The sequence below is a fragment of the Phormidesmis priestleyi ULC007 genome (assembly GCF_003003695.1).
GTDB lineage: Bacteria > Cyanobacteriota > Cyanobacteriia > Leptolyngbyales > Leptolyngbyaceae > Phormidesmis_A > Phormidesmis_A priestleyi_A.
In genome coordinates this window covers 118446-145405 of record NZ_PVWG01000001.1, presented here as the reverse complement: position 1 = coordinate 145405, position 26960 = coordinate 118446, and the positions used below count along the sequence as shown (strand labels likewise).

The 26960-nt window shown below is 48.8% G+C and carries 21 protein-coding genes and 1 tRNA gene; 10 read left to right on the top strand and 12 right to left on the bottom strand.

The genetic code is table 11. The features are described 5' to 3' along the window. Window positions 1-52: 52 nt before the first annotated feature. The 3 genes from C7B65_RS00645 to C7B65_RS00635 form a co-directional block, all read right to left on the bottom strand. On the bottom strand, window positions 53-1408 hold the full coding sequence (locus C7B65_RS00645) for a sensor histidine kinase (RefSeq protein ID WP_073068985.1): 1356 nt from the start codon (window positions 1406-1408) through the stop codon (window positions 53-55). Further along, window positions 1408-4581, bottom strand: a complete 3174-nt coding sequence (locus tag C7B65_RS00640; RefSeq protein ID WP_073068984.1) for an ATP-binding protein — start codon at window positions 4579-4581, stop codon at window positions 1408-1410. The genes C7B65_RS00645 and C7B65_RS00640 overlap by 1 nt, the downstream gene beginning before the upstream one ends. A 78-nt stretch (window positions 4582-4659) precedes the next feature. Next, window positions 4660-7722 (bottom strand): non-ribosomal peptide synthetase family protein, encoded by a 3063-nt coding sequence (locus C7B65_RS00635; RefSeq protein ID WP_073068983.1) that lies wholly within the window; start codon window positions 7720-7722, stop codon window positions 4660-4662. Between the two features lie 291 nt (window positions 7723-8013). Between C7B65_RS00635 and C7B65_RS00630 the strand changes: the two genes are divergently transcribed. Together C7B65_RS00630 and C7B65_RS00625 are read left to right on the top strand one after the other, a co-directional pair. Continuing rightward, the gene (locus C7B65_RS00630; RefSeq protein WP_073068982.1) at window positions 8014-8835 is read left to right on the top strand and encodes a prepilin peptidase; all 822 of its coding nucleotides are present in this window, start codon (window positions 8014-8016) and stop codon (window positions 8833-8835) included. Window positions 8836-8871: 36 nt separating this feature from the next. Then, window positions 8872-9756, top strand: coding sequence for an aspartoacylase (locus C7B65_RS00625; protein WP_073068981.1), 885 nt, complete (start codon window positions 8872-8874; stop codon window positions 9754-9756). Here the strand turns inward: C7B65_RS00625 and C7B65_RS29135 are convergent. After that, window positions 9746-9868 carry a hypothetical protein gene (locus tag C7B65_RS29135; RefSeq protein ID WP_262983505.1) on the bottom strand — a complete coding sequence of 41 codons (123 nt, stop codon included), beginning with the start codon at window positions 9866-9868 and terminating at the stop codon, window positions 9746-9748. The genes C7B65_RS00625 and C7B65_RS29135 overlap by 11 nt on opposite strands. Before the next feature lie 151 nt (window positions 9869-10019). Next, window positions 10020-11837 (bottom strand): ABC transporter ATP-binding protein, encoded by a 1818-nt coding sequence (locus tag C7B65_RS00620; RefSeq protein ID WP_073068980.1) that lies wholly within the window; start codon window positions 11835-11837, stop codon window positions 10020-10022. A gap of 172 nt (window positions 11838-12009) precedes the next feature. Here C7B65_RS00620 and C7B65_RS00615 point away from each other — a divergent pair, with 172 nt between their 5' ends. After that, window positions 12010-12600 (top strand): Uma2 family endonuclease, encoded by a 591-nt coding sequence (locus C7B65_RS00615; protein WP_181314303.1) that lies wholly within the window; start codon window positions 12010-12012, stop codon window positions 12598-12600. 62 nt (window positions 12601-12662) lie between these two features. On the opposite strand, the gene ftsH2 is transcribed toward C7B65_RS00615, so the two are convergent. The 4 genes from ftsH2 to C7B65_RS00595 all read right to left on the bottom strand — a co-directional run bounded on the left by ftsH2 (window position 12663) and on the right by C7B65_RS00595 (window position 16926). Beyond that, window positions 12663-14546 (bottom strand): ATP-dependent zinc metalloprotease FtsH2, encoded by a 1884-nt coding sequence (gene ftsH2, locus C7B65_RS00610; protein ID WP_073068978.1) that lies wholly within the window; start codon window positions 14544-14546, stop codon window positions 12663-12665. A gap of 331 nt (window positions 14547-14877) precedes the next feature. Then, entirely contained in the window at window positions 14878-16326 is a 1449-nt protein-coding gene (gene gltX, locus C7B65_RS00605) for a glutamate--tRNA ligase (RefSeq protein ID WP_073068977.1), read from the bottom strand. Window positions 16327-16426: 100 nt separating this feature from the next. Beyond that, window positions 16427-16500: transfer RNA gene (locus C7B65_RS00600), tRNA-Asp, on the bottom strand. A gap of 213 nt (window positions 16501-16713) precedes the next feature. Further along, window positions 16714-16926, bottom strand: a complete 213-nt coding sequence (locus C7B65_RS00595; RefSeq protein WP_073068976.1) for an acetyltransferase — start codon at window positions 16924-16926, stop codon at window positions 16714-16716. A gap of 137 nt (window positions 16927-17063) precedes the next feature. Here C7B65_RS00595 and C7B65_RS00590 point away from each other — a divergent pair, with 137 nt between their 5' ends. Then, complete coding sequence (locus C7B65_RS00590) at window positions 17064-18248, top strand: homocysteine biosynthesis protein (RefSeq protein WP_073068975.1); 1185 nt, start codon at window positions 17064-17066, stop codon at window positions 18246-18248. Then, a complete protein-coding gene (locus C7B65_RS00585) occupies window positions 18248-19108 on the top strand; it encodes an alpha/beta fold hydrolase (RefSeq protein WP_106253878.1) in 861 nt (286 codons plus the stop codon). The genes C7B65_RS00590 and C7B65_RS00585 overlap by 1 nt, the downstream gene beginning before the upstream one ends. A 50-nt stretch (window positions 19109-19158) precedes the next feature. Here the strand turns inward: C7B65_RS00585 and C7B65_RS00580 are convergent, their stop codons facing one another. Both C7B65_RS00580 and C7B65_RS00570 read right to left on the bottom strand, forming a co-directional pair. Further along, the gene (locus C7B65_RS00580) at window positions 19159-20274 is read right to left on the bottom strand and encodes a hypothetical protein (RefSeq protein WP_181314302.1); all 1116 of its coding nucleotides are present in this window, start codon (window positions 20272-20274) and stop codon (window positions 19159-19161) included. 377 nt (window positions 20275-20651) lie between these two features. Next, window positions 20652-21863 (bottom strand): RNA-guided endonuclease InsQ/TnpB family protein, encoded by a 1212-nt coding sequence (locus tag C7B65_RS00570; RefSeq protein ID WP_073069274.1) that lies wholly within the window; start codon window positions 21861-21863, stop codon window positions 20652-20654. 428 nt (window positions 21864-22291) lie between these two features. Here C7B65_RS00570 and C7B65_RS00565 point away from each other — a divergent pair, with 428 nt between their 5' ends. From C7B65_RS00565 to C7B65_RS00545, 5 genes are all read left to right on the top strand, one after another. Next, window positions 22292-23692, top strand: coding sequence for an efflux RND transporter periplasmic adaptor subunit (locus C7B65_RS00565; protein WP_073068971.1), 1401 nt, complete (start codon window positions 22292-22294; stop codon window positions 23690-23692). A 38-nt stretch (window positions 23693-23730) separates the two neighbouring features. Then, a complete protein-coding gene (locus C7B65_RS00560) occupies window positions 23731-25017 on the top strand; it encodes an ABC transporter permease (protein ID WP_317615772.1) in 1287 nt (428 codons plus the stop codon). A gap of 20 nt (window positions 25018-25037) precedes the next feature. Continuing rightward, the gene (locus C7B65_RS00555; protein ID WP_073068970.1) at window positions 25038-25757 is read left to right on the top strand and encodes an ABC transporter ATP-binding protein; all 720 of its coding nucleotides are present in this window, start codon (window positions 25038-25040) and stop codon (window positions 25755-25757) included. Between the two features lie 64 nt (window positions 25758-25821). After that, window positions 25822-26148, top strand: coding sequence for a DUF433 domain-containing protein (locus tag C7B65_RS00550; RefSeq protein WP_073068969.1), 327 nt, complete (start codon window positions 25822-25824; stop codon window positions 26146-26148). Window positions 26149-26151: 3 nt separating this feature from the next. Beyond that, window positions 26152-26496 (top strand): DUF5615 family PIN-like protein, encoded by a 345-nt coding sequence (locus C7B65_RS00545; protein WP_073068968.1) that lies wholly within the window; start codon window positions 26152-26154, stop codon window positions 26494-26496. Window positions 26497-26518: 22 nt separating this feature from the next. Here C7B65_RS00545 and C7B65_RS00540 read toward each other — a convergent pair whose 3' ends face one another. Next, window positions 26519-26935: a hypothetical protein gene (locus C7B65_RS00540; RefSeq protein WP_143161982.1), complete on the bottom strand. Its 417-nt coding sequence runs from the start codon at window positions 26933-26935 to the stop codon at window positions 26519-26521. Window positions 26936-26960: the final 25 nt, after the last annotated feature.

The window sequence follows — 26960 nt, the reverse complement described above, 5'->3', positions numbered from 1 at the left end:
CCTCTGAAATCGAATGAAGAGGATGTGTTTCTACACCCTTTCTTTCAAGCTTTTAGATTTTAAGCAACTCCTTGTTGAGAACGGTGCAGGATCTGAGATCTACTTGCTCGATCGGAATCTCAATCACAAACTTGGTTCCCTGCCCCAACATAGAATGACATTCGATCGTTCCATGGTGCTTTTCAACGATGATTTGATAACTAATCGACAAGCCTAATCCGGTTCCTTTTCCAATCGGTTTAGTTGTAAAAAACGGATCGAACACTTTTTGTTGAACCTTCGCCGGGATGCCGGAACCGTTATCCGTAATCTGAATCTGAATTCGATTCTCTTCGATTAGACTCGTGCAAATATGAATCGTAGGAGAAGCAGGTCCTCGCTTTTCAGAGAGCGCTTCTTCTAATGCATCGATCGCATTCGCTAACAGATTCATAAACACTTGATTCAGTTGTCCCGCCAAGCAAGTCACACCAGGAAGATCCCCATAGTCTTTAGTGATTTGAATTCTAGACAGCGCTGATTTTGCTTTTAGCCGATGCCCCAAGATCAGCAATGTGTTCTCAATTCCCTCATGCAAATCAACCTTCTTAAAACCAGCTTCATCCAAGCGCGAGAAATTGCGTAGCGACAAAACAATTTCTTGAATACGTTCAGAGCCTAGCTGCATTGAGTTTAATAATTTCGGAAGATCCAAGCGCAAAAAATCTAAATCAATTTCTTCGATCTTGTTCTGAATCTCCAATGCAGGATCAGAGTGATGTTCTTGATATAAATCGATTAAGTCAAGCAAATCTCGAATGTAGTTCTTTGCGGGCGGAAAATTACCATAAATGAAATTTACAGGGTTATTGATTTCGTGGGCAACTCCTGCAACCAGTTGTCCGAGTGCAGATAACTTTTCTTGTTGAATCAGTTGAGCTTGAGCCTGCTGTAAATCAGCAGTCCGTTCTTGAACTTTTTGTTCTAAAGACTCATTAAAGTGCTGGAGTAAAATGTTTTGCGCTTCTAACTTCTGATTCAGATAATTCAATTGTAAGTGAACTCTGACCCGCGCTAAAACTTCTTCTTGTTGAAAGGGTTTAGTGATGTAGTCTACTGCACCAACGCTCAGTCCTTTGACTTTACTCTCTGTTTCTGAGAGAGCCGTCATAAAGATGATCGGAATCTCGTTTGTGAGAGGATTGGCTTTGAGACGACGACACGTTTCAAAGCCATCAATTCCTGGCATCATCACATCTAGCAAGATCAGAGCAGGAAGATGATATTGAACTTGCTCGATCGCGCTTTCGCCATCTAGCGCAACGGCAACTTGTAACCCAGCCCTAGTCAGCGCTTCTGACAAAACCTCTAAGTTTATGGGATTGTCATCCACGATAAGGACAATTTGAGACTCGTTCTTGAGTTCCATCACGTATGACTCTCTAAATATTGTTCAAGAAATGCTCGAATCTTTTTCAACTGAAATCCTTTCGACCACTGTCGAAGGGACTGACAAAATTCAGATAATCTCGCATCAGATTTCTCAAGTTGATCGATCTGATGAAGTAGATCTTTTATTAATCCTTTGCGGGCGAGGTCGTAGAGTACAGATATCTCTTGAGGAGATGGGATCACGATCGCAGTGGATACACTTAAGGGTGTCAAGCTCTGAGAATTTGCAGATGAGATTTGTTTCTCTAATATTCCCTGTTCACTGGGTAAATTCAAACTAGTTGCCTGAAGTTTTGGAGAATAAAGCCACTCTAGATTCAGTTGTCGCTGTAGCATCTCAAACAGAGAATTGACATCAATCGGTTTGGGTAGAAACTCAACGGCTCCTGCCTCAAGACTTTTGTATTGATCCTCTTGAAACACGTTGGCAGATGAAACCACGATTATGACCTCATCTAATGCAGGCATCGCTCGTATTTGCGTCATCATCTCATAACCATTCATACGAGGCATTGAAATATCGCTAATGATTAAATCTGGCTGTTTTTGAAGGGCGGTGTCTAAGCCTGCTTGGCCGTCTTTGGCTTCAAACACCTCAAAGCCGATCGGTTCGAGAAGATTTTTCACGATTAAACGATTTTCCCAGCGATCGTCTACGACAAGGATCTTTCGTTTGTTTCCTCTGAATCCAGAAATTGACTTAATCGCAAATTGCTGTTCTGATTGCTTACTGTCATGCGCTTTAGGTAACGCTACTTCAAACCAGAATTTGCTGCCTTTTCCTAATTGGCTTTCAACCGCGATCGTGCTTTCCATCATATTGACGATCTTGTGACTAATCGCCAATCCTAAGCCTGTTCCTTCTGATTGCTTTTCACGATTGCCAACTTGCTCAAACGGCAAAAAGATACTCTTTAGCTGAGTGGGTTGCATACCAATGCCAGTGTCTTCAACCTGAAACCGGATGGTATGAGTTGGGTAAGGAGACTTCTGTTCAGGGTTTTCAACAACCGATACCGCGAACGTCACACTTCCTGCATCCGTAAACTTGATGGCATTTCCCAACAGGTTGATCAAAACCTGTCTTAACCGCTTCTCATCGGCATGAATCATCACCGGGAGTTGCTGATTTAAAGGGTAGATAAAATCTAGACCTTTTTGATCGGCTCGAATGCGACAGATTTCTACAACACCTTGCAGGAAAGGAGCAAGGCGAAGATCGTGAGGATGGAGTTCTAATTTTCGAGCCTCAATCTTTGATAAATCAAGCACATCGTTAATCAGAGTCAGCAGATGAGATGCACATTGGTGAATCACTCCAATGCCTTGCTGATCTTTCTCGACCACAGATGGCGATCGCTGCAAAATCTGAGTGTAGCCCAAGATGCCATTTAGAGGAGTGCGTAACTCATGGCTCATATTGGCAAGAAATTCGCTTTTGGCGTGATTTGCACTGTCAGCGACTTCTTTGGCTTGGTCAGCGACTTCTTTGGCTTTTCTGAGTTCAACAGTACGTTGCCCAACCCGAATTTCCAAATCTTGGTTGAGGGTTTCGGCATTTTCGCGGGCTTCTTCAACGGCAATCACTTGCGGTAGTGTCGTCCAACATGCGATCGCGACTCCCACAAACGCCACAATGATCAGCAACACAAGGATCAGATTGTTACCCTGCTCGACTGCTTTTTGATTCAGTAGCGATCGGAACCCCCAACCGACCAAAACCGAGCCACAAATCAAAACGATCAGAGTCGAAACTTGGAACAGCACCAGATCCTTAATAGGGGACGTGTTTGATTGATATAATCGTATCCACCAATTAGGGCGAAACGGAGCAAACCGAATCCGTCGGATAGCAGCATCTATCACCAAGATTCCGGCGGGAAACAACAATCCAATCAAAAAGTCCTGCCAGCCCCATGCTAGACCGCCCACAAACAACACGACTGTTTGCAATAGGAAAATCGCGAACGCCAATCGAGGCGCTAATACTCCCGGTTGACCTCGTTGTGACCAAAGCGCTAACTGCATTAATGTGAAGGAGACAAACCAACCCACATTGCCAACGACCACAATCTGAGCTACATTTCCCCAAAACAGAAAGAACAGCGAAAGCCCAAACACGATCGTTAGAGCCGGTCCAAAGACTCCTCGCCGCGACGTGATGCCCAAGACGGGTGCGAGGTGTTTGTCTAGAGCAAGCTGATACAAGATTCGAGGACTGTTGGAAACTGCTGTTGCCATTGTTAGCAAACATGAAGAGGCTAACAAGAAGGTCACAATCAGGGATGCAGATTGCCCCCAAAATGGTTTAGCTGCCGTCACCAAATATAGCAACACATCACCACTTGTATCGTTAGCAGGCGCTAATCGGGTGATGACCCAACTTCCCGCGATAAAAATAATAGCTCCAGTCCAGGCGGCGGCATCTAAAAACCGTAGCGTTTCAGATGGGCGGCGACTGTCTGCCACAAATGAGGAAGCTGTTTCACTACTGTAGGTTGCAAAGGTTGCAAAGAAAAACCACTTTGCCCAATCTGCGAAGCCCATTGAACCCCAGTTCCAATCGGTTGGCAGAAACCCAGGACTCTCAGGCGATAGTCCTAGCCAGACTAGCCCTTGTAAACTGAACGCTATGAGCAACCCCATTGATGGAACGATAAAGAATAAAAGCAAAATGCTTAATGCACGAGTTCCATTGAATGCCACAACGAAGGGCAACAGCATAAAACCGATCCGCATGGCTATTGTTGGAATATGGATTCCAAAGGGTTCTAGATTTGCTTGAACTACGTCGGTCAGAATGATGGCATTTAGAGGAATTGTTGAAACCCAGTTGAGTAAATATCCGATCGCAGCATAGCTAGCGATCGTGGGATATCGCTTTAGCAACCTGGCAATATAGTTGGGAGTTCCACCCGCTACATCGATCTGGCGCTCCCCCAAACTTTTCACTTGATAGTTGATCAAGATGCCAATCAGCGTTGCCGGAATCCAGACAAAGATTGCCTGTGACCCTAGCGCGACTTTCATAGCCGGAACTAACCCAGTCCAACCTGGAGGACCTGCTAACCCAAAGCCCCAGGTTTCGACAAGGTTGAGACTACGGGGAAGGCGAGGGGTTGAAGCGAGATCTGTCTGCGGACTCTTCATGGGGATTACCAGCAAACTTCAAGGGCTTGTACGTGATTGCACTACTAAAAGTTAGAATTCCCCAAACAGTAATCCATCTCACGGCATACAGGTTAACTGAGAATTTTGTGGCAGAAAGCCGTTTTGCATAAAATAAAGTAGATAAATTCGCAAAACTGAACTGTCGATCGGCGCACAAACAATATCAGTTCCATCTAGCCCGATGTCAGTGTTGCGAGTATCAAACGCTTGAGATACAAAAGTGGCGGTTTCGATCGGGGTTTGTTGCTTGTCAGGTCTTTTTGTAAACATGGATGCCATTGAAGTTAACGCATTCTCTGGAGGCATAGCGAGTAGCTTTGTTTGCCACTGCTGATAGGGCATCAGAGTCACCCAGTAATCGAGTACATTTAAATCAGCAACGAGTTGTTTGAGCGTGAACAGATGCGGACTGACCAGATGAAATGTTTGACCAAACGAGGCTGGCTGACTAGACAAATGCCGAATTGCTTGAACAATGTAATCTACAGGAGCTAGAGACATCTTTAGATCCAACTCAGGCGCGCACCCTAATTGAATAAAGCCCTTGATTAGCCTACAAATCATATTGTTGAGTTGAAACGCACCCGTTTGACTGTGCCCTGTGATCATTCCTAGTCGATAGATGCAGACGGGCAAACCGCGATCGCGAGCCTGCATGACTAACTTTTCAGCAACCCACTTACTCTGGGCATACCCTTCTGTATATCCATCGCAACTGAGTAGCTGATCGGTTTCTGAAATAAAGGTCGCCTCTTCATATTCAGAAGAATGAAAGACATCAATGGTGGAAATGTAGTGAACTGGCAAGGTTCGCGTCTGAGTGGCTAGGCGTAACACCTCTTGAGTTCCCAACACGTTGGCGTTTCGCAGTGCAGTATAGGGATAGACAAGATTCACATAGGCACCACTGTGATAAATCACATCAACTCGATCTGCCAATTCTCTAAACTGCGATTCAGATAGACCAAAGAGCGGTTGCGATAAGTCTCCAAGCACGGGAATAATCCTTGAACCAAATGTGTCTTGCCAAAGTTCATAGCGCTCTAGACTTTTGCGTAAGCGATCGCTTGCCGCTTCACAATCATCTGCACGGACTAGACAGTAAGCAGTCATTTGAGGATTATGGAGCAGCAGTTCTTGCAGCAGAAACGCACCGATAAACCCTGTTGCACCTGTCAAAAAGATGGGTTGAGCGGCGATTAGCCCAGAGCGCAACTCCGAAAGAACCGCGTCAGAGTTGTGCAAAGCGCTGATTGCATGGGGACGGATTGCATCATCTAAGTTCGCATCTGCCCACAGCTCGGTGGGAGTCGTGTTAAACCCAGCCGTAGAACCACAGGACTGAACGGCTTGAATTACTTCAGCGAATCCAGCAACAGTCGGCGCTTTGAATAAACAATCTAAAGACAATTCCACTTGGAATGCTTCACGCACACGAGATAGAAGCAAGGCGGTGCGTAGTGAATCGCCGCCCGATTCAAAAAAGTTGTGGTAGATGCCGACTTCTACTCCCAACACCGCCGTCCAGATTTGGGCAAGTTGGCGCTCTAGCTCGGTTCGGGGAGAGACAAACTCTTCTTGAGCATCGAGAGTGGGAACTGGAAGTGCCCGACGATCGACCTTAAGGTTTGGGGTCAGCGGCAAGTTTTCCATAAAGACCACAATGGCAGGAACCATATACTCAGGCAGTTTATCTTTAAGCCACGCTCGTAATTCTGTTGATCGCAACTGCAACGATTGCGCCTTCAACACAACATAAGCAACCAACCGACGCTCACCCGACTCATCTTCTCTCGTAATGACAACAGATTCTCGCACATTAGGGTGCTGCGAGAGCGCAGTTTCAATATCTCCCAACTCAATCCGGTAGCCGCGAATCTTGACCTGATGATCAATGCGTCCAATCATCTCAATGTCGCCGTTGGGTAAAAGACGAGCGAGATCACCCGTCTTATAAAGGCGAACGTTTGGATCAGCACTAAATGGATCAGGAATGAACTTTTCACGGGTTAAGTCTGGGCGGTTCAAATACCCTTGCGAGACACCCTGACCTCCAATATAGATCTCGCCTTCTCCTTCCCCTGATACAATTTGCAGGGAGTCATTTTTTCGACGAGCGGGTTCTTGCACAATATAAATCTGGGTATTGGCGATCGCATGACCCAGAGGGACAGCCCGATCGCCAAATTCGACGTGATGCACCATTGACCAGACCGTCGTTTCAGTCGGTCCATACATCTGCCAGAGTGAACTGCCTCTTTCGAGCAATTGGTCTGCCAGCGATCGCGTCAGCGCTTCTCCACCACACAGCATTTTGAGTGGTTTATTCCCTTTCCATCCAGCCGCCACCAACATTCGCCAGGTCGCTGGAGTCGCTTGCATGACCGTTGCATTCGACTCTGAAAGAAGATTCGATAGAAGGGTTCCGCTGGATGCGATGTCACGGCTCACCAGGAGAATTTCAGCACCCACAATCAGCGGTAAGAACAGTTCTAAAACGGCAATGTCAAACGAAATGGTTGTAATTGCTAAGAGAACATCCTGTTGGCAAAGTCCTGGTTCTGCTTGCATCGATCGCAGGAAGTTGACCACCGCTTGATGCGTAATCTGGACTCCTTTAGGCTTGCCAGTAGAGCCGGACGTGTAAATGGCATAGGCTAAATTTTCGGCTGTGACACTACTTTCAGGATTTGCTTCACTCTGTTGAGCCACGGTTTGCCAATCAGTATCGAGACAAACAAGCTGTGCGTGTTGGGTCTGCGGCAAAATTGCACAGAGATGTTGCTGAGTAATGAGAACTGGAAGTTGAGTATCTTCAATGACGAAGGCTAATCGATCTTGAGGATAGCTGGGGTCTAGCGGAACGTAAGCACCGCCTGCTTTCAGAATGCCAAGAAGCGCCACAAGCATATCTAGCGATCGCTCTACGCAAATTCCAACTAAGGTTTCTGGCTTTACTCCTAATATCTGTAAATAGTGCGCTAATTGGTTCGCCTTTTGATTGAGTTCTCGATATGTCAGTCGTTGATTTTGAAAAACGATTGCTGCGGCATCGGGAGTTTTTAGGGTTTGCAGTTCTATAAGTTGATGGATAGCAACACTTGCTGACGCGAACGACATTTCTTTCTCCTTGACATTTGAGTACTAAGTTGGAGGTTGAAACAGTTATCTACGTATAAAACGTATATTTTTATACACAACTATTTCCTCACTACTCAGACTACTCTTCATTCAGATATAAGGTCTAAGCTTTACGCTTAATTTATGGTTGGAAGTAAAGTCTTTAAAGAGACGGAGTGATCTTCCGAGTGCGCTTATCTAGATTGGGATAGGGATTGAGTTAAACTAACTGACATCTTGCACCCTTCTCAATCAGCCTATGTTTTGCTCCCCTGACTCCTAAAACCTGCTATGGATTTTCTGCTTGCCCTTCCCGCTTCTCTGATTGTGTTTTGGCTCGGAGCTTCGATCGGCAGCTTTCTAAACGTTGTCGTCTATCGACTGCCCGCAAGCTTGTCGCTGCTCTATCCGCCGTCTCGCTGCCCACATTGCCTGACTCGCCTGCGAAAACGGGAAAATGTACCCGTATTAGGATGGCTGTGGCTCAAAGGGCAGTGTAGTCACTGCAAAAGCCCAATTTCTGCCCGCTATCCGTTAGTAGAGGCGGCAACTGGAATTCTGTTTTTGCTGGTGTTTTGGATGTTTGGTTTCTCGATCGCCACGATCGGCTATTGGCTCTTTTTAAGCTGGCTGCTGGCGCTGTCTTTGATTGACTTAGACACGATGACGCTGCCTAACCCGCTCACTCAGTCGGGGTTGATTTTAGGATTGGCGTTTCAGGCAATATCAGGATTTATGATCACCTCTAGTTTGACGGGCGCGATTCAATATCTCTTTGCAGGCGTGATCGGCGCGGTGTTAGGAGTCTGGCTACTCGATGCCGTCTCGTTTGCAGGTTCGATCGTGCTGGGGCAACCCGCCATGGGGGCAGGTGATGCCAAACTTGCGGCGATGATGGGCGCTTGGTTAGGCTGGAAACTGCTGCTGATTGGCGGATTTTTAGCGTGTGCTGCGGGGGCATTTGCAGGCGGAGGCGCGATCGCATTGGGACTGATCAATCGCCGCCAGCCAATCCCATTTGGGCCGTTTTTGGCACTGGGAGCCGCTTTGAGTGTCTTCTACGGTGAGGCGCTGCTCTCAGGCTATCTACGACTATTTTTTCCTACGCTCTAGCCTTTATCTTGAGAAGAGCCGTCCAGAATTATTATCATGAACCCCATTAAGCGCGTCGCGATCGTAGGCGGAACTCACGGCAACGAGTTCACCGGAGCTTATTTAATTAAAAAGTTTGAGCAATATCCAGAATTGGTGCGGCGATCGAGTTTTGAAACCCAAACGCTACTTGCAAATCCTCAAGCGTTTGCCGCTACTCGCCGATACATTGATCAAGACTTAAATCGGGCATTTCTCAATCAAGATCTGCAAAACTCAAATCTTTCTGACTATGAAGCGCAGCAAGCCAAAGCCATTGCTCAACAACTTGGAACAAAAGGCAGCGCTCAAGTTGATGTAATTATCGATCTGCACTCGACCACGGCCAACATGGGGCTGTCTCTCTTGATGGCAAATCGCAGTCCTGATAGCTTGAGACTAGCCAGCTACGTGAGTGGGACAAATCCGCTTGTCAAAGTCTGTTTGACGCGGACTGATTCAGAAAGTGGATTGTTGCGATCGCTCTCTGAGTTAGGGGTGGTGATTGAAGTCGGTGCAGTCGCTCAGGGGGTACTGGATGCTTATTGGTTTCAGCAGACAGAAGCGTTGATTTACATAATTTTGGATTATTTGCACGATTGCAATCAAGGTACGCTGACAATCGCCGATCGTCCCCTAACTTTTTATGAAACCATTGGCTCGATCGACTATCCGCGCAACGAGGCAGGCGAGATTCAGGCAATGATTCACCCTGATTTGCAAGGGAGAGATTATCAGCCGCTCAAGTCTGGCGACCCAATGTTTTTAGGATTGGATGGTCATACGATCGTCTATGAGGGCACAACGGTCTATCCCATTTTTATCAACGAAGCCGCTTATTACGAGAAAGGCGTTGCTTTAACCTTGACCCAAAAGCAGACCGTCAGCGTCTCTAAAATCTAATTTGGCTAGAGTGAATCACACCCATCTGTCCATTACACGCATTGGTAAAATACCAGATTCCTTGAGCGTTATAAGAACTATAGGTTTTGATGGTGCCTGATTTAATACTCAAGTTATTTAAGTGTTTCGGAGTGGTAAGGGATATTTAAGGTTGACGTTTTTTGACTCCACTTCTCGTTCACATCGTCCAGTTACGACTAGTGGAAAGCTGGTGGAGCGTATTCTGCACCCTCCACTAACTTTCAATCCACACGTCACAGACTTTACGCTAGCAGTTGCCCAGTTTCTTGCAGCGAGTGCAATCGCTGGTAGATGCCACCCCGACGCACTAACTCCTCGTGACTCCCAACTTCAACAATGCTGCCCTGATCTAACACCACAATTTTGTCTGCTTCTCGAATTGTGCTGAGACGATGCGCGATAATCACCAGCGTGCGAGTGCCGAGAATCGAGCGCATCGCCAGTTGAATCGATCGCTCTGACTCATAGTCTAAACTCGAAGTCGCTTCGTCGAAGATCAGCACATCAGGGTCAACAATCAGCGCACGAGCAATGCCAAGTCGTTGTCGCTGTCCGCCTGAGAGTCGAACGCCGCGCTCACCGACGATCGTCGAATATCCCATCGGCATCTGACGAATAAACTCATCGACTTGGGCAATTCTACACGCTTCACGCACATGATCACGGCTGGCGTTGGGGTTGCCGTAAATCAGGTTATCGAGCAGAGTGCCATTGAAGACATCGACTTCTTGGTGCACGATCGCGAGTCGTTTGCGATAGCCCGTTACATCCAATCTGCGGATATCTTGACCATCCATCAACACCGCACCCTGATTAGGTTCAAAATAGCGGAACAAGAGTTTGACTAACGTGGATTTGCCGGAACCCGATCGACCAACAAGCGCGATCGTTTGATAAGGTTCAATCAACAAATTGATGTCTTTCAACACCGGACGCTCTGAGTTATAGCCAAAAGTCAGGTGAGAAAACTCGACTTTTCCGGTGAACTGATAGGTCGGCACGGCTTCGGGTTGTTGGGTCAGAGTGCTGGCATCAGTGCCAACTGGAAGCTGCATAAACTCATGAAAGCGAACCATCGACGCATAGCGACGCGCAAACACTTCAGCGAGTTGGCTAATCGGCTCTATTTCGGCATAGGCCATGCTAGAAATCGTCAGCGTAGTGATGAAATGTCCGAGCGAGATTTTGCCCTGAACGGTTGCCATCACGGTGAATGCAAGCACGAGGAAGACGCAAGACTGCACGATCAACCGCTCCCACATTCCCAACTTCACATAACCTAAGTGAATGCGATAATCTAGCACTTTGAACTCGCGATCGAGCCGTTGCCGTTGCCGTTTTAACTCTGACGTTTCAGTAGCAAACGCCTTCACTGTTTTGATATTGGTGATGATCTCAGACGTGCGGCTGTCGGTATCTTCCATATACTTGTCGAGCCGCGCCTCTTGGTCAGAAAGCCGTTTCAAACCTGTGAGGCTAAAGCCAACAATACTCACGAATGAAATCAACAGCAGTAGGGCAATGCGCCAATCAATCAGCCAGATCACCGCAAAGATGCCAACCACTCGAAAGAACTTCGGCAACAGTTGTCCTGTAATCTCTGGATAAGTCCAGGTGTAGTTAGACAAACCTTTAGCAACTCTGGCAGCAACCCGTCCAGGATTGTTCTCATCGTAGAACTCTAGCGGCAGCGTCAACACTTTCTCTAGAGCTTTTTCGGCGTGTTCTCGTCGGGCACGAAAGGCAGTATCCCACTGAAACCAGGCACCTAGCCAGGGCTGAATCGGAGCGCGCCCGACTGAGATGAGACACACGAGCATCAGCAAGACGGCGAGAGACAGCGTTTTGTCACTGGCAAACCCAGTGATTTGTGAAGTCGTGGTCACGATCGCTTGAATGGGGCGATCGACCGCTTGTCCAGACAAGACGTTGAGAATTTGACCCACCGCATAAGGGACAAATAGGTCAACAATCTCGAAGAGACTGACCATCGCAATGCTAAAAATCGAAATCTTCCAGTAGTTGCGAAAGTAGTCAATGATACCTAGAAATTTAGCCATAGAGTCTCCCTGACGATCGACTGAAGTAAACGCGGTTGAAATTGCATCAACACTACATATACTACAACATGCTACACACTAATTCCGCAACAGTTAGAAAGCACGATGATAAAGTTCTCCTTGCTTCAACCGTTAAAATTGCATTAATCCCGATCGTATCTGGGCAATCACCATGACCCAAAGCGCCGAGCCAAAATCAAAACTTCTAACCTTTGAGGAATATCTTGCCTATGACGATGGCACCGATACTCAGTATGAATTGGTGGACGGGGAGCTAGTTGAAATGCCACCAGAAGCTCCCGAAAACTCAGAACTAGCCAGGTTTCTATTGTTTGAACTAGCAAAGCATGTATCCTTGACTTTGCTGACCCACAAAGATATTGAAATTGAGACGATCGGGCGGCGAGCCAGATGTCGCCTACCTGATCTGATGGTTCACACTGAAGAATCCTACACCGCACTGGCGGGTGCAACTCGCGGCACGATTACTCGTGATATGCCGCCGCCCGCTCTGGTGATCGAAATCGTCTCACCCGGCAGCACCAATCGCGCTCGTGACTATCGCCACAAACGCACCGAATATGCAGCGCGGGGGATTTCTGAATATTGGATCGTTGACCCAGAAACCAGACAAGTCACGGTTTGCAAATGGGTGGATGGTCAATATGAAGACGCGATATTCAGTGGCGGTCATCGGATTGAGTCCGAGGTGATTCCATCGTTTGATTTGACGATCGATCGCTTATTCGCCATGGGGCGCTAGTCGCAAAAAATGGGGACAGCCTTCGCCATCCCCGCCTAACCGATAAAGTTTGAGTTCTAAATCTACAGTTGAGGAACGTAGCGTTCTTTCTCAGGAACCACCGTATACTCAGCCATAATCTGACGGAACTCGTCACCGTCGATCGTTTCTTTCTCAATCAGCAAGTCCACCAAGCGATCGATGACTTCACGATTTTCGCGCATGATCCGACAGGCTTGTTCATAGCAATGGGCGACAATCTCGCGCACTTGACCATCAATACGAGCCGCGATCACTTCGGAATACTCCGATCGATTCGTCCAACCGCCCCCTAAGAAGACTTCGCCTTGCTGACTTTCGAGCGACAAAGGCCCCAAATCAGACATTCCATAGCGAGTCACCATCTGACGCGCCATACCTGTCACTTGCTGCAAGTCGTTTCCGGCTCCAGTCGTGACTTCTGCATCGCCAAAAATTACTTCTTCAGCCGCCCGTCCACCCAAAGCACCTTGAATTCGGGCCATGATTTGACTGCGAGAAATTAACCCATCTTCTGAAGGCGTAAACCAGGTCAAGCCTTGAGCCTGCCCACGAGGAACCAGCGTCACTTTTTGCACCGGATCGTGATCCTTCACCAGGGTGCCGATTACGGCGTGTCCAATCTCGTGATAAGCAATCAAACGCTTGCTCTTACTGTCTACGAGCGGAGTGCCTTCCATACCCGCAACAACCCGATCGACTGCATCGTCAATTTCCAACATGGTCATCGCTTCTTTACGACGACGAGCGGTGAGAATTGCAGCTTCATTGAGCAGGTTAGCGAGGTCAGCCCCAGAAAATCCAGGAGTACGACGAGCAATGACTTCCAGGGAAACCTCATCCGAGATTTTCTTGTCGCGAGCGTGAACGTTCAAAACCTCTAGGCGACCTTTGATATCAGGCACATCAACCATCACCTGACGATCGAAGCGACCCGGACGCAGCAAGGCAGAATCGAGGACATCAGCGCGGTTGGTCGCGGCAATGATGATAATGCCCGTGTTGCCTTCAAAGCCATCCATCTCGGTCAACAACTGGTTGAGCGTTTGCTCTCGCTCATCGTTGCCGCCGCCGATGCCTGCACCCCGTTGACGACCCACCGCGTCAATTTCATCGATAAAGATGATACAAGGCGCGTTTTCTTTGGCTTTCTTGAACAAGTCACGGACGCGAGATGCACCCACACCGACAAACATTTCGACGAATTCAGAGCCAGAGATCGAGAAGAATGGAACCCCGGCTTCGCCTGCGATCGCTTTTGCCAACAGAGTCTTACCCGTTCCAGGTGGCCCAATCAACAACACTCCTTTAGGAATTCGGGCCCCCACTGCCGTAAAGCGCTCAGGCTTTTTCAAAAAGGTGACGACTTCTTGCAGTTCTTCTTTCGCTTCTTCGATGCCTGCCACGTCATCAAACATTACGCCCGTCTTCGCCTCCATTTGGAACCGAGCGCGAGACTTGCCAAAACTCATCGCCTGCCCAGGCCCGCCAGGGACGTTGTTAGAGCGACGGAACAGGAAGAACAAACCTCCCAAAAGCAGAATTGGGAACACTAAGTTTCCAAGCAGCCCCCACACCGCGCCATCATTGCGGGCAGGGTGAGAATCAAAGCTGATGCCCGAATTTCTCAAGCGAGTCACGAGTTCGGGGGCGCTGCCAGGGAGGTCAACGCGCAGACGCTGTAGACGATTGTCCAGTTCAGGATCGACGGCTTCAACAATGGCAGTGCGCCCACCATCATAGAGATCAACGCTCTTGACCCGATTGGCATCTAAATATTCTAAGAAGCGCCCGTAGGTCATGCGGGTACTGGCGGTGTTTTTGCTCACGGCGGCAGGATTGGGTGCAAACGACCCTTGCCAGAGGAAAAACCCAATCACTAAGGCGGGCACTGCCCACAGCAGTATGGTTCTCCAAGAAGCTTTCATAAACTGGCAACCTCTAAATACGGCAACAATGATTAAATCTCAATCGTAAACAAAAGTGGAATTTTCACAATAGAAACCACCTACTTATGCTAAGAGAAACAATTTTCTCCTGCGTAAGAGCGAACTTCTAACCTAGACCGTCGATCGAGCGGTTTCCAGACGTTTAATGAGAAGTATCTTAACTAAATTTAACTTAATTGTGAGACTTCGAGCAATCAACCCGCTTAGAACGCGAATTAATTTGCCCTCATCCCAACCCTTTCCCCAAGGAGAGGGAGCTAGAGTCTGGTTCCTCTTCTCCTTGGGGGATAGCGGAGTCTTTGTTGTGCCTTTAAGCTTGTGCGATCGCGATTGCCTGCTGCAAGCGATGCCGATCCATGCCTCGCTGGTTCAAAATCAACCAAGATTGCACCAAGTCAGGGCCTTTCAGGGCACCTGTTAGAGCAGCCCGCAGAGATTTCATTAAGAAGCCTTTTTTGATGGTTTGTGCTTTCACTACCTGCTTAACGATTTCTTGAATCGTCGCATCCGTTAAGGCTTCAGAAGGAATGGACTCTAAAACTGCTTTTAATGCCGCCGCTAAACCTGGTTGCTGAAGTTGCGTAGTGGCTTCTTCATCAAATCCAACCTCGACAATAAATAGATAGCGCGTCATCTCAACGGCTTCTTGAAGACGAGACAAACTTGCCCCAATCACCGCTGAGATTTGGTCTAACCAGGGACGATCGCCAACCGGATCAAACTCATAACCCGCCTCTTGCCAGTAAGGAATCAGCAGATCCGTGAGTTGATCAACAGGCATCGCGTGAAGATATTGCCCGTTGATCCAATTCAGTTTGTCCCAATCGAACTTGGCTCCAGCTTTATTGACGCGATCGAAGCTGAACTGCTTTGCCGATTCAGAGAGGCTAAAAATCTCGATCGTCGAGTCTGGAGGCGACCAGCCCAGCAGTGTCATGTAGTTAACTAGGGCTTCGGGGGTATAGCCCATTTTTTTAAAGTCAGCGATCGAGGTGACTCCATCCCGCTTCGAGAGTTTTGCGCCTGCTTGATTGAGAATCAACGGCGTATGCCCAAACTCTGGCACCGTCGCGCCGAGCGCTTCATAAAGCAAAATCTGTTTGGGAGTGTTGCCGATGTGATCTTCGCCCCGAATCACCTGAGTGATGTGCATATCAATGTCATCGACGACAACGACAAAGTTGTAGAGCGGCTGACCGATGTCATCACCTTCTGAGGCGCGGGCAATCACCATATCGCCACCCAGATCGCGACCCTTCCAGGAAACGGTGCCGCGCACGAGGTCATTCCAGGAGATTTCGCGATCGTTCTCTATTTTGAACCGGATCACAGGTTTGCGACCTTCATCGGCAAAAGCAGCTTGCTGATCTGGAGTCAGATCGCGATGGCGGTTGTCATAACGAGGAGCCTCATTTTTGGCTTTCTGCACTTCTCGCATCGCGTCAAGTTCTTCAGGCGTTTCATAGCTGCGATAGGCCAGACCCTTGTCTAGCAAAGTCTGAATGGACTGGCGATACAAATCCATTCGTTGGGATTGAAAAAATGGGCCTTCATCCCAAGTCAGACCCAGCCAGGTCAAGCCCTCAAGGATGTTATCTGTAAACTCAGGGCGCGATCGCTCCAGATCAGTGTCTTCAACTCGCAGCACAAACTGGCCGCCATTGTGACGAGCAAACAGCCAGTTAAAGACGGCAGTTCGGGCGGTGCCAATATGCAAATTTCCGGTAGGACTGGGGGCGATGCGGACACGAACGGTCATAGGGAAAGGGGGATGAAACAACAAAAAAGATGAAGTCAGAACGATGCTGAATGAATTCTAATTCATCCTTCACCTTTTAATTCTTCATCCTTTTTTTGAACGGGACTGACGGGATTCGAACCCGCAACTTCCGCCGTGACAGGGCGGTGCTCTAACCAATTGAACTACAGTCCCTCGTTGCCGAGTACGCTTTTTTTATCAGCGCAGTCTCTATTGTGCCGATCGTGCGCCCTTTTGTCAAACAAATCGTTTTAGAAATTCGGCATCGCTGAATAGCGGGATGATTTGGGTCGGGGCAATTTCCCTGGGGTTGCCCTCCATTCGTCAGGGGTAGGCACGGGGGCGCTACCCCTACAGGCAATCACGATCGACCCAACCGGACTGAAATTAATCAACACTGTGATAGTCAGCATCCGTCCAGCAGCGAGGTAGACTTTCTCCAGAGGGAAATAGCAGGGTGTTTTTGCTGATCGGCTCTGGGTCTTGCTCTTCTTGCCCAGATTGCACTCGACCGTGGATCGCGTCTTGCACCGGGTTAAAGAGTTCTTCTAGGTCTAGGATTTCAACTAGATTTCCAGTTTGTTTATCTTGTAAAAGCATTAACGTTCTCCAATAACAGATTATTTCGATGACGTTCTTACAATCCTGTGTTTAGCCATTTATTCTCATCTACCGTAGGGACAGTTAAGGCAAGAGCGATCGGAGGATAATAACGGTCAGCAGCTAGGAAGTGACCCATGAGAACGATCGCCGAAATCAATGACAAAATTAGTCGCCAACAAGCGATCGTCCTCACAGTCGAAGAGTTGAAAGCACGGGTTGCGGAGGTCGGAGTCACTCAGACTGCTAAAGAGGTCGATGTCGTGACGACAGGCACCTTTGAGCCGATGGAATCTTCGGGGGCAATTCTCAACCTCGGACAGACCGATCCGCCGATCAAAATTCGTCAATGCTGGATCGATGGAGTCTCTGCCTATGCGGGGTTTGGAGCCGTCGATCTCTATCTAGGAGCCTCGCAGATGGTCGAATACTCAAGCATGGAGGCGGATGGCGATGAATCGCGCAGTTCTACTCGCGGTGGTGGGCACGTAATCGAAGATTTGATTGCGGGTAAATCGGTGCCTTTGAGGGCGATCGGGCAAGTGACCGATTGCTATCCCCGTGCGTCGTTTGAGACGACCATTTCGCGAGACAGAATCAATCAGTTTTATTTATTCAATCCGCGCAATCTCTATCAAAATTTTATTGTGGGTGTGAATGGCGGCGATCGTCCTCTATTCACCTATTTGGGCCCACTTCAGCCCCAGTTAGGAAATGCTGTCTATTCCAATCCTGGCGAGATTTCTCCGTTGCTCAATGACCCCGATCTGCAACTGATTGGCATCGGGACGCGGGTTTTTTTAGGCGGCGCGATCGGCTATGTCACTTGGGAAGGCACTCAGCACTTTCCATTGCAAAAGCGACTGCCCAATCGCACTCCGATCGGGCCTGCGGCTACGCTGGCGCTAATTGGCGACGCAAAACAGATGGATGCCCGATGGGTGAGAGGCTGCTATTTCAAAGGCTATGGTTCGTCTCTGATGCTAGGAGTCGGCATTCCGCTGCCAGTGCTGAACGAAGAAGTGGTCGCTCATTGCGCGGTGCAAGACAAAGATTTGGTGGCTCCGGTCGTCGATTTTTCGATTCCTCGGCGCGTTCGTCCCACGTTTGGGCTGGTGAGCTATGCCCAACTCAAATCTGGCAGACTGACGATCGACGGCAAATCAGTTCGCGTTGCCCCACTCGCGAGTCTTTATCTGTCTCGGCAAGTCGCCCTAGAGTTAAAGCAGTGGATCGAGAGGGGGACGTTTATGCTGAGTGAAGCCGTTGCCCCGATTCCTCACGATCGGGTGTTTATTCCGCAAGACTTGCGAGGTAGTTGATGTTTGCCAAAATTCGCGATACTGAAATTTATTTTGATGTCGAAGGGTCGGGACTCGTGCCCGATCGGGCCCAGATGCGCGAGAAACCAGTCGCGTTTCTCATTCACGGCGGGCCGGGAGCTGATCACAGCAGCTACAAGCCAACCTTCTCGGCGCTGAGTCGCAAAATGCAGTTGGTGTATTTTGACCATCGCGGGCAAGGTCGATCGGCGCGTGGCGACAAGTCTACCTACACACTAGACAACAACGTCGAAGACATGGAAGCGCTGCGGCAATATTTGGGACTCAACAAAATCGTGGTGATTGGCGGCTCTTATGGCGGCATGGTGGCGCTGACCTACGCCACTCGCTATCCGCAAAACGTGTCTCATTTGATAGCGATCGCCACCGTTCCCGATTCTCGTTTTTTAAGCCGCGCACGAGAAATTTTAGAAGAACGGGGCACTCCAGAACAGAACGCGATCGCCCAATATCTGTGGAACGGCAACTTTGAAACCGAAGACCAGTTGCGGGAATATTTTCGGCTAATGCGTTCCATGTATTCTGTCACTTACGATCCCGATGCCAAGCAAGAAAGCTGGGATCGCACAATTCTCTCAGTCGATGCGATTAATGTGGCGTTTGGCGGATTTCTGCGCTCTTACAACATTCTCTCTGAGCTACCTAAAATCACCGCTCCAACTCTGGTGATCGCCGGGCGGCATGATTGGATCTGTCAGCCAGAATTTTCAGAAGAAATTGCCAATGCCATTCCCAACTCAGATCTGCGAATCTTTGAAAAAAGTGGTCACTCGATTCGAGCCGACGAACCCCAAGCGTTATTAGATGCGATCGCGGGTTTCATCGTCTACAAAAAATAAATAAGGAGCAGATAGCCATCTGCCCCCCATTCTCAGCCAAATTAAATCTCCTAACTTTCCGTCACTTGATCCCGCTTTTTGACGACGGGTTTAGGTAACGGGTCTTTCCGCACGGGTGCAGGGCTATTCCCCGTCGCGCTCGGAGTCGGTCTTGGACTCCGATTAGAGCTGCCTCCGGGGCGAGGCGAAAAATCGCGTCTCGGAGGACGATCACCGCCTCGATCAAACTTGGATCGCTTTTTAGGCGGAATCATGCCGATCGGGGCACTCTGATGAATCACCAAATTATCACCCTGCCGACGGACTTGCAGATCCCAGAAATAGCCGACGACTTTGCCCGTTAAGGTGCCTTCGAGCTTGAGCTTAAAAGACTTGATGCGATCGCCGTCTTTCTTGCGAGGCGCTTGCTGAATCTTCACTACAATCGAGTTATCGTCTGGCGATTGAAAAATCACTTCTCCCCGAATCGAGAAGTAATCGTCATCGACTTCGGAAGAAGGTTGATAGGTGATCGTCGGCTCCTCTTCAGTCGTAGATTCTTCAGAATCTGGCTTATTCAGCTTTTCTGGCTCCCACACTCCCACAATCTGAGCGTGTAAGTCTTGCTCTTTCTCGCGGGTGCGTGGATAGACCACCCAAAGGTGATCTTGCTCTAAATCCAGGTGATTTCTCACCAGACTCATCACCCGCCCCAAAAGAACTGCCTGAATATCAGTGCCGTCAGTCGTGGTCAGGGTGCCGCGCGTAAATTGCTCATCTTCAGCTTTATAGCGACCTCGCAGTAGCCCGATCGCTCGATACTGCATCGGTTCGCTCGGTGCAGGAATGGGCTGTTGTCGCAAACCATCTAACTCGGTTTGAGTCGGTGCCTCTGCGGGTGTGGCATCTTGAGTCACGGCATCCTGAGTCGGGGGCGCTGTCGCAACCGATTCTGGCACTTTAGGCTCACTAGGCTCACTGACGGCAGGCGGTGAGGTCGGTCGGACAGGTCGCATCAAAGGACGCTGGGCAACCGGAGGCGTTGCCTCAGAGGAAGCAGGGTCAGCAGCGTCGTTAGAACTGCTGTCGATCGCACTATTTTGAACGTTGGGTGCCCACTCATCGGGTTGATGCTGAGATGAGGGAGGCTTGGGTGGCTGGAGAGGGCGGTTAGACAGGGGACTCATAGGCTATCATCGTCACAGGCTGAGGGCAGATTGCATTAGTCAGCTTATTGTACTGAATGCATTCGGGCTGGGAGTGAATCCGAAAGCTTTTGACCGTTTTACGAAAAAAACATTTGGGCTTTCTGACTCGATCGATTTGAGGATCTGACTGGACTTCGCCTTTAATTTGGGTCAATCCGTAGACTCATTCTTAGCATTTAGAGCTTAAATTCAGCAAGCATAGTACGACTATGATACTGAACTTCTCATAAACTCCAAAACACCTGAATTGAGCAACAATCTTAAGATTTTCCTAGTTTCTGTAACGATGAATAAGGCTTATCTTAGTCAGGAGTCGGAGGTTTCAGGCTCCTATGTGAATTACCACACACCGACCGCTAGGCGGTACGTTGTGGGCTTCCAATTTCAATGGGAGCAACCTCGGAGTTCGTGGATTTTTTACGTCCAGAACCCTTTGGATTTACACTCCCTCGATTGGCAGTAGCGCTGATTCCCAACGCCAATAGTCGCAAGCCTTCATTCCTGATGTTGATTGCCGCATTCACATCCCGGTCATGGTGCTGACCACAGTGAGGGCAATCAAATGCACGAACAGAGAGATCCATTTTGGGGATCTGTAGCAGTGTGTTTGAACAGAGATGAGACGACGGAAAGAACCTGTCTACTTCAAGATAGGTCTTGCCCTCAAGCTCAGCTTTGTACTTCAACATGGTGCAGAATTTACCCCATCCAGCGTCGCTGATTGCTTTGGCTAGAGTGTGATTTTTCACCATGTTCTTAACTGCGAGATTTTCCACCACGACAACTTGGTTTTCGTTGACTAGCTTGCGAGATAGTTTGTGGAGAAAGTCTTCTCTGACTCGTGTGATTTTGCTGTGTACCTTGGCAACCATTCTCCGCGCTTTAGCGCGGGTATTGCTGCCTTTCACTTTCCTGGAAAGCTTTTGCTGTTTGCGTTTTAAGTTCTTAGCGTGTTTCTTGAGGTGTTTAGGATTGCGAAACTTGGAGCCGTCTGACGTGACGACAAAATCAATTAGTCCCAAGTCGATGCCAACTGCTTTCCCGTCACTGGTAATTTCTGGTTTGGCGATGCCGTCATCCATGAGCAGAGAGGCATAGTAGCGCCCATCTGGAGTCTTGGATACCGTCACCGTTTTGAGTTTGCCGTCAGGGAGTTCCCGGTGAATCTTGGCTTTGACGATTCCCAGATTTCCTGGAAACTTGATTACCGATTCACTCGCAACCTTGACGTTTGCGGGGTATTGAACCGATTGGCGATCAAACTTGCTCTTGAAAGTGGGATATTTCGCCCGTCCTTCAAAGAAGTTTTGGAACGCCTGAGAGAGATTCAGAACTGATTGCTGGAGGCACTGAGAATAGGTTTCTTTCAGCCACTCAAACTCTTTCTTCAGTTCTGGTATCCGCTTCTTCATGTCATAAGCAGACACGCCTTTACCCGTCTCTTTGTATGTCTGAGACATCACAAAAAGCGACTGATTCCACAACCATCGTGTTGCCCCAAAGTCTTTGGACAACTGGATAACTTGCTCATCGGTCGGGTAAATTCGTACCTTTGTCGCTTTCAACATACCCATAGATTAACACGAATCAAGATAGTTGATAAGTGTACTCCGTGGTGAGTGCTGAGAGATAGGGCGCTGGATCGAGGGTCCCTGGCTTTCATCCCACACCAACGGAGTATGGTGTGGGGATTCCCGCCGAACTATCTAAAAATCTATCTAAATACTGAGGCGTTTTAGTCCAAACTGACGAAAAGCATTCTTTGAATAGATGCCCCAGTCAGGTTTCTATGACAGCATTAGGTAACAAAGTGTAAACTGTAGAGAGTAGGCAATTTTGAATGACTGCGTTCTGAATTTTGTTAGTCGATCGTGAACTCTTCAACCGAAATCACCGTCTAGCTGTTTAGAACGGATGGCTCTCAAAGCTCAAGAAACGATCGCCGAGATTGGTTGCTCTATTTTCTGATCTTTCATCCTGGTGCAGGATTCTAGTAATGCAAATTCCCTTGATTGGCAAAGTTGGTAAAAAGCCTGCTGCTTGGCTAATTGGACTGTTAGCCGCAGGAGTCATTACGGTGCCAGTGGTGACTTATGGGGTTCTGAAACGAGGAACTCCAAAGCAGGCCTTGACCGAGCTAACGGTGCCTGTGAAGTCAGAAACCGTCACCGTGCGGATTACGGCGAGTGGCACGATCGCGCCCGTCCAAACCGTAAATCTTAGCCCCAAAACCTCTGGGCGACTCGCTGAATTGTTTGTAGAGCAGGGCGATCGGGTGCAGGCAGGTCAAGCGATCGCGCGCATGGAAAGCTCTGAACTGCAAGCCCAACGCGCTCAAGCAGTTGCTAACCTGCAAGAAGCCCAGCAGCGACTCGCTCAACTGCAAGCCGGAACGCGAATCGAAGAAGTGCGGCAGGCAGAGTCTGAGGTGGCTCGTGCGAGAGGAGAAATCGATCGAGTGCGGGGACAGGTTGCCGATGCTCAATCACTGCTTGAGTTTGCCAGATCTCAAACTCGTCGTCAGCAAGAGCTTGCAAATCAAGGGGCGATTTCAACCAATTCTTTAGAAGAATTTTTGCGAAAAGAGCAGAACGCTAAGCAAACCCTCAACCAGGCGCAGGCACAACTCAGTCAAGCTCAAGCGCAATATAATCAGACCGTTCAGCAACTAGCGCAGCGTCGCAACGGCTCAACCCGCGAAGAAATCGGTCAGGCAGAAGCACGAGTGGCTTCGGCGGCGGCTCAAGTTCAACAAGTCAACACCAACATTGGGGACGCAATTATCCGCGCCCCTTTTGCGGGGTTGATTACTCAGCGCTATGCCAGTGTCGGCGCATTTGTGACTCCGACGACTTCTGCTTCATCAACCACATCAGCGACTTCGACCTCGATCGTGGCGCTGGCCAGTGATTTAGAAGTGTTGGCAAAAGTTCCAGAAATCGACATTGGGCAAATCAAGCCGGGTCAGGCGGTCGAAGTGCGGGTCGATGCGTTTCCTGAGGAGACGTTTAAGGGGCGAGTGCGATTGATTTCGCCCGAAGCCGTAGTTGAGCGCGATGTCACTGCCTTTCAGGTGCGAATTCAGTTGTTGAGTGGTCGAGAAAAACTGCGATCGGGCATGAACACCGATCTGAGTTTTTTGGGCAATCAGCTTAAAGAAGCGATGCTCGTGCCCACGGTCGCGATCGTCACCAAAAAAGGACAGACGGGCGTGTTGATGCCTGACTCAAAAAATCAGCCGCAGTTTAAGCCTGTGACGATCGGCACCAATTTCAACAACCAAACCCAAATCACTGAAGGCGTAAAGCCCGGCGATCCCGTTTTTGTGCAACTGCCAGAAGGACAAAAGCTCGAAAAAATCATCAACGGCGAACCAGGAGCCACTCAGAATAAGTAAGGATTGAGAATCAAATTTTGTACGGGCATGGGAATGCTGTGCCCATTAGCACTGAAAGTAACCGACATCATTTAATTTACGATCTTAAAGACGAAGGTAAACCGCAAATGGACTGGCTAGAAAGCGGAAAGATGGCAGTGAAAACGCTCACCGCGAATAAACTGCGAACAAGTTTAACCATGCTAGGAATGATCATCGGCAACGCTTCGGTGATTGCGATGATTGGCATTGGTCAAAGCGCACAAAAGTTAGCAGCCGATCAGTTTGAGTCATTGGGCCCCAACGTTTTGTTTGTGTCTCCTGGCTCAAGTCAAGCCAGGCAACGGACGACCAACTTGCCGAGAACGCTGGTCTGGGATGATGCAAAAGCGATCGCCTCTCAAGTGCCGTCGGTCAAAGAAGTCGCGGCTCAACGTCAGACACAACTACCGCTGATTTATGGCGGGCGCAACCGCAATTCTTTAATCACAGGCACCACACCAGAATTTCTCTCAGTGCGGGACTTTGATATTGCAAAAGGGCGATTTCTCACAAATTTAGATTTAGAGCGAAACAATCGAGTTGCGGTGTTAGGGTCTCAAATTGCGACCGATTTCTTTGGTGGAAAAGACCCGATCGGGCAGCAAATTCGCATTCGCAACGTCAGCTTTGAAGTCATCGGCATCATGCAAGCCAAAGGCTCTTTTCTGGGCAGCAATCAAGATGACGCGGTATATGTTCCGCTCACAACCACCGCCAGCGTGTTAACCGGGCGGACTTCTCCCTATGGCTTAGATGTCTCAATTATTTCGGTGTCTGCTAAAAACGAGGCTAGTGTCCCGGCTGCCGAATTTCAAATCACCAATCTGCTGAGGCTGCGTCACAAAATCATCAGCGAAGACGACTTCACTGTGCAAACCCAAAAAGACATTTTGCGAATTGTGGGCACGATCACAGGCGGATTGACGGCAATGCTGGCAGCGATCGCTGGAGTCTCCCTTTTAGTCGGCGGCATCGGCATCATGAACATCATGCTGGTATCCGTGAGCGAACGCACTCAAGAAATCGGATTGCGGAAAGCGATCGGAGCCGCAGAAAGCGATATTTTGATTCAGTTTATGATTGAAGCGGTGTTGCTCTCAGCCGCAGGTGGTGTGATTGGCACCGCCGTTGGAGTCGGTGGCATTCTATTAGTCGGGGTCTTTTCGCCGTTGAGTGCCAGTGTCTCGCCCGTTGCGATCGCCCTAGCCGTCAGCGTTTCTGGCTCGATCGGGCTAATCTTTGGCGTAATTCCGGCTAGACAAGCGGCAAAACTTGACCCGATCGTGGCCCTCAGAAGCGCTTAACCCCACTACGACTCACTCTTATGCCAAATCCCGTTATTATTCGCCTTGAAGAAGTCACCAAAGTCTACGGTGCTGGTGAAACTGAAGTTCACGCGCTGGCAGGTGTCGATTTGCTGGTCGAACAGGGTGAATATTGCGCCATTATGGGTGCGTCTGGGTCGGGCAAATCCACCATGATGAATATTATTGGCTGTCTCGATCGTCCCACCTCTGGACGCTACTATCTTGATGGCGTGGATGTTTCCCAGATTGCCGACAAAGCATTAGCCCACACTCGCAACTTAAAGCTGGGGTTTGTGTTTCAACAGTTTCACTTATTACCACAGCTATCCGCTCTAGAGAATGTCATGCTGCCGATGGTTTATGCCAACGTTCCTAATGATGAGCGGCGCAAACGAGCGACTGAGGCATTGATCCGCGTGGGATTAGAGAATCGGCTAAACAACCGACCCAATCAACTGTCGGGAGGACAACAGCAACGAGTCGCGATCGCGCGTGCGATCGTCAATCATCCCGTTGTTTTGTTGGCAGACGAGCCGACCGGAGCGTTAGATTCTCAAACCACAAAAGAAATCTTAGCCATCTTCACCGAACTCAACGCTAGTGGTATGACTGTCGTCATGGTGACACACGAACCGGATGTGGCTCGCTGCACTGATCGGGTGATTTGGTTTAAAGATGGTCAGGTAATGCAGCCCTATTTATCTCCAGCAGATTTAGGAACAATGATGGTGGCTTAAGCTGTAGATTGATGTCTTTTGTTTAAGCGTGTTGTCATGCTACTTGTAGTAGAGAAACTGTCCCATGTCTACCAACGAATTAGAAGACCCATTTCATATCTTAACCCCTGCTCGTAGGGCGATCGTTCTCCAAACACTGACTCAAACTCTCGGTAATGGTTCACGCGGCATTACCAAAACAGAAGGAGTCTGTGGCGGAGAGGCGTGTATCGCCGGAACGCGTATTTCTGTATGGCTTCTCGTCGAATCTCATCGTCAGGGTGTCCGTGAAGCTCAAATGCTCAATGACTATCCTTTTATCAGTGCGGCTGATTTGGTCAATGCTTGGGCATACTCAGAAGCTTACCCTGAAGAAATCGAAGCCGCTATTCGACAAAATGAGGCAGTTTAACGAGTGGTGCGTTTATACTGCGATGAACAGTTTCCACGAGAAGTCAGTGAACAATTGCAGACAATGGGACACGATGTCCTTACCATTCAAGCAGCAGGAAATGCTAATCTAGGCACTTCAGACGAAGCTGTCCTTGAATTTGCTGTTGCAAACGATCGCACAGTTTTAACACTGAATCGCTATGACTTCGTGCGGTTGCACCGCTTACAGCCTGATCATGCCGGAATTATTGTCTGCACCAACGATTCAGATAGAAATCGACTTGCACGTCGAATTCATGAAGCAATCTGCACAGAAGCATCTTTATCTAAAAAACTTATTCGTGTTATCCGCCCGTCTACTAGCTAGTAGTCATGGTGATCGTAGACAGCTACCAACATCCAGAACTGATCGATACCGATCGACCACTCGCAAGTCCCAGCGTCAACTTGTTACAGTTCGACGACTGAAACGGCTGAAAGGGCACGCCCGGCGTTAGAAAACCCCGAACAGGCGTCGCTTGGCTGTGGGGAGTCACAATCACCGTTTGCGGATAGCCCATTGAAGGGGTAGAACTCAACCCAAAACTATCGTAGGTATAGGTTGACGGAATAATAATGATCGATTGAGGAGTGCCAAACTGATCGATATAGTTAGTCTGGGAGTAAATTGTGGTGTAAGTCGTCGGAGTTGGGACAGCTTTCACAGGGGCACCGCCAATATCGGCAGGTGAAGCGATCGCGCCTCCTACAAAAAGCGGCGTTGCAGCAATCGAACAGGCAATCAGCAGAAACAAACGATTTAACATAGCGCTTGCTGGTTTTGAGAGAATT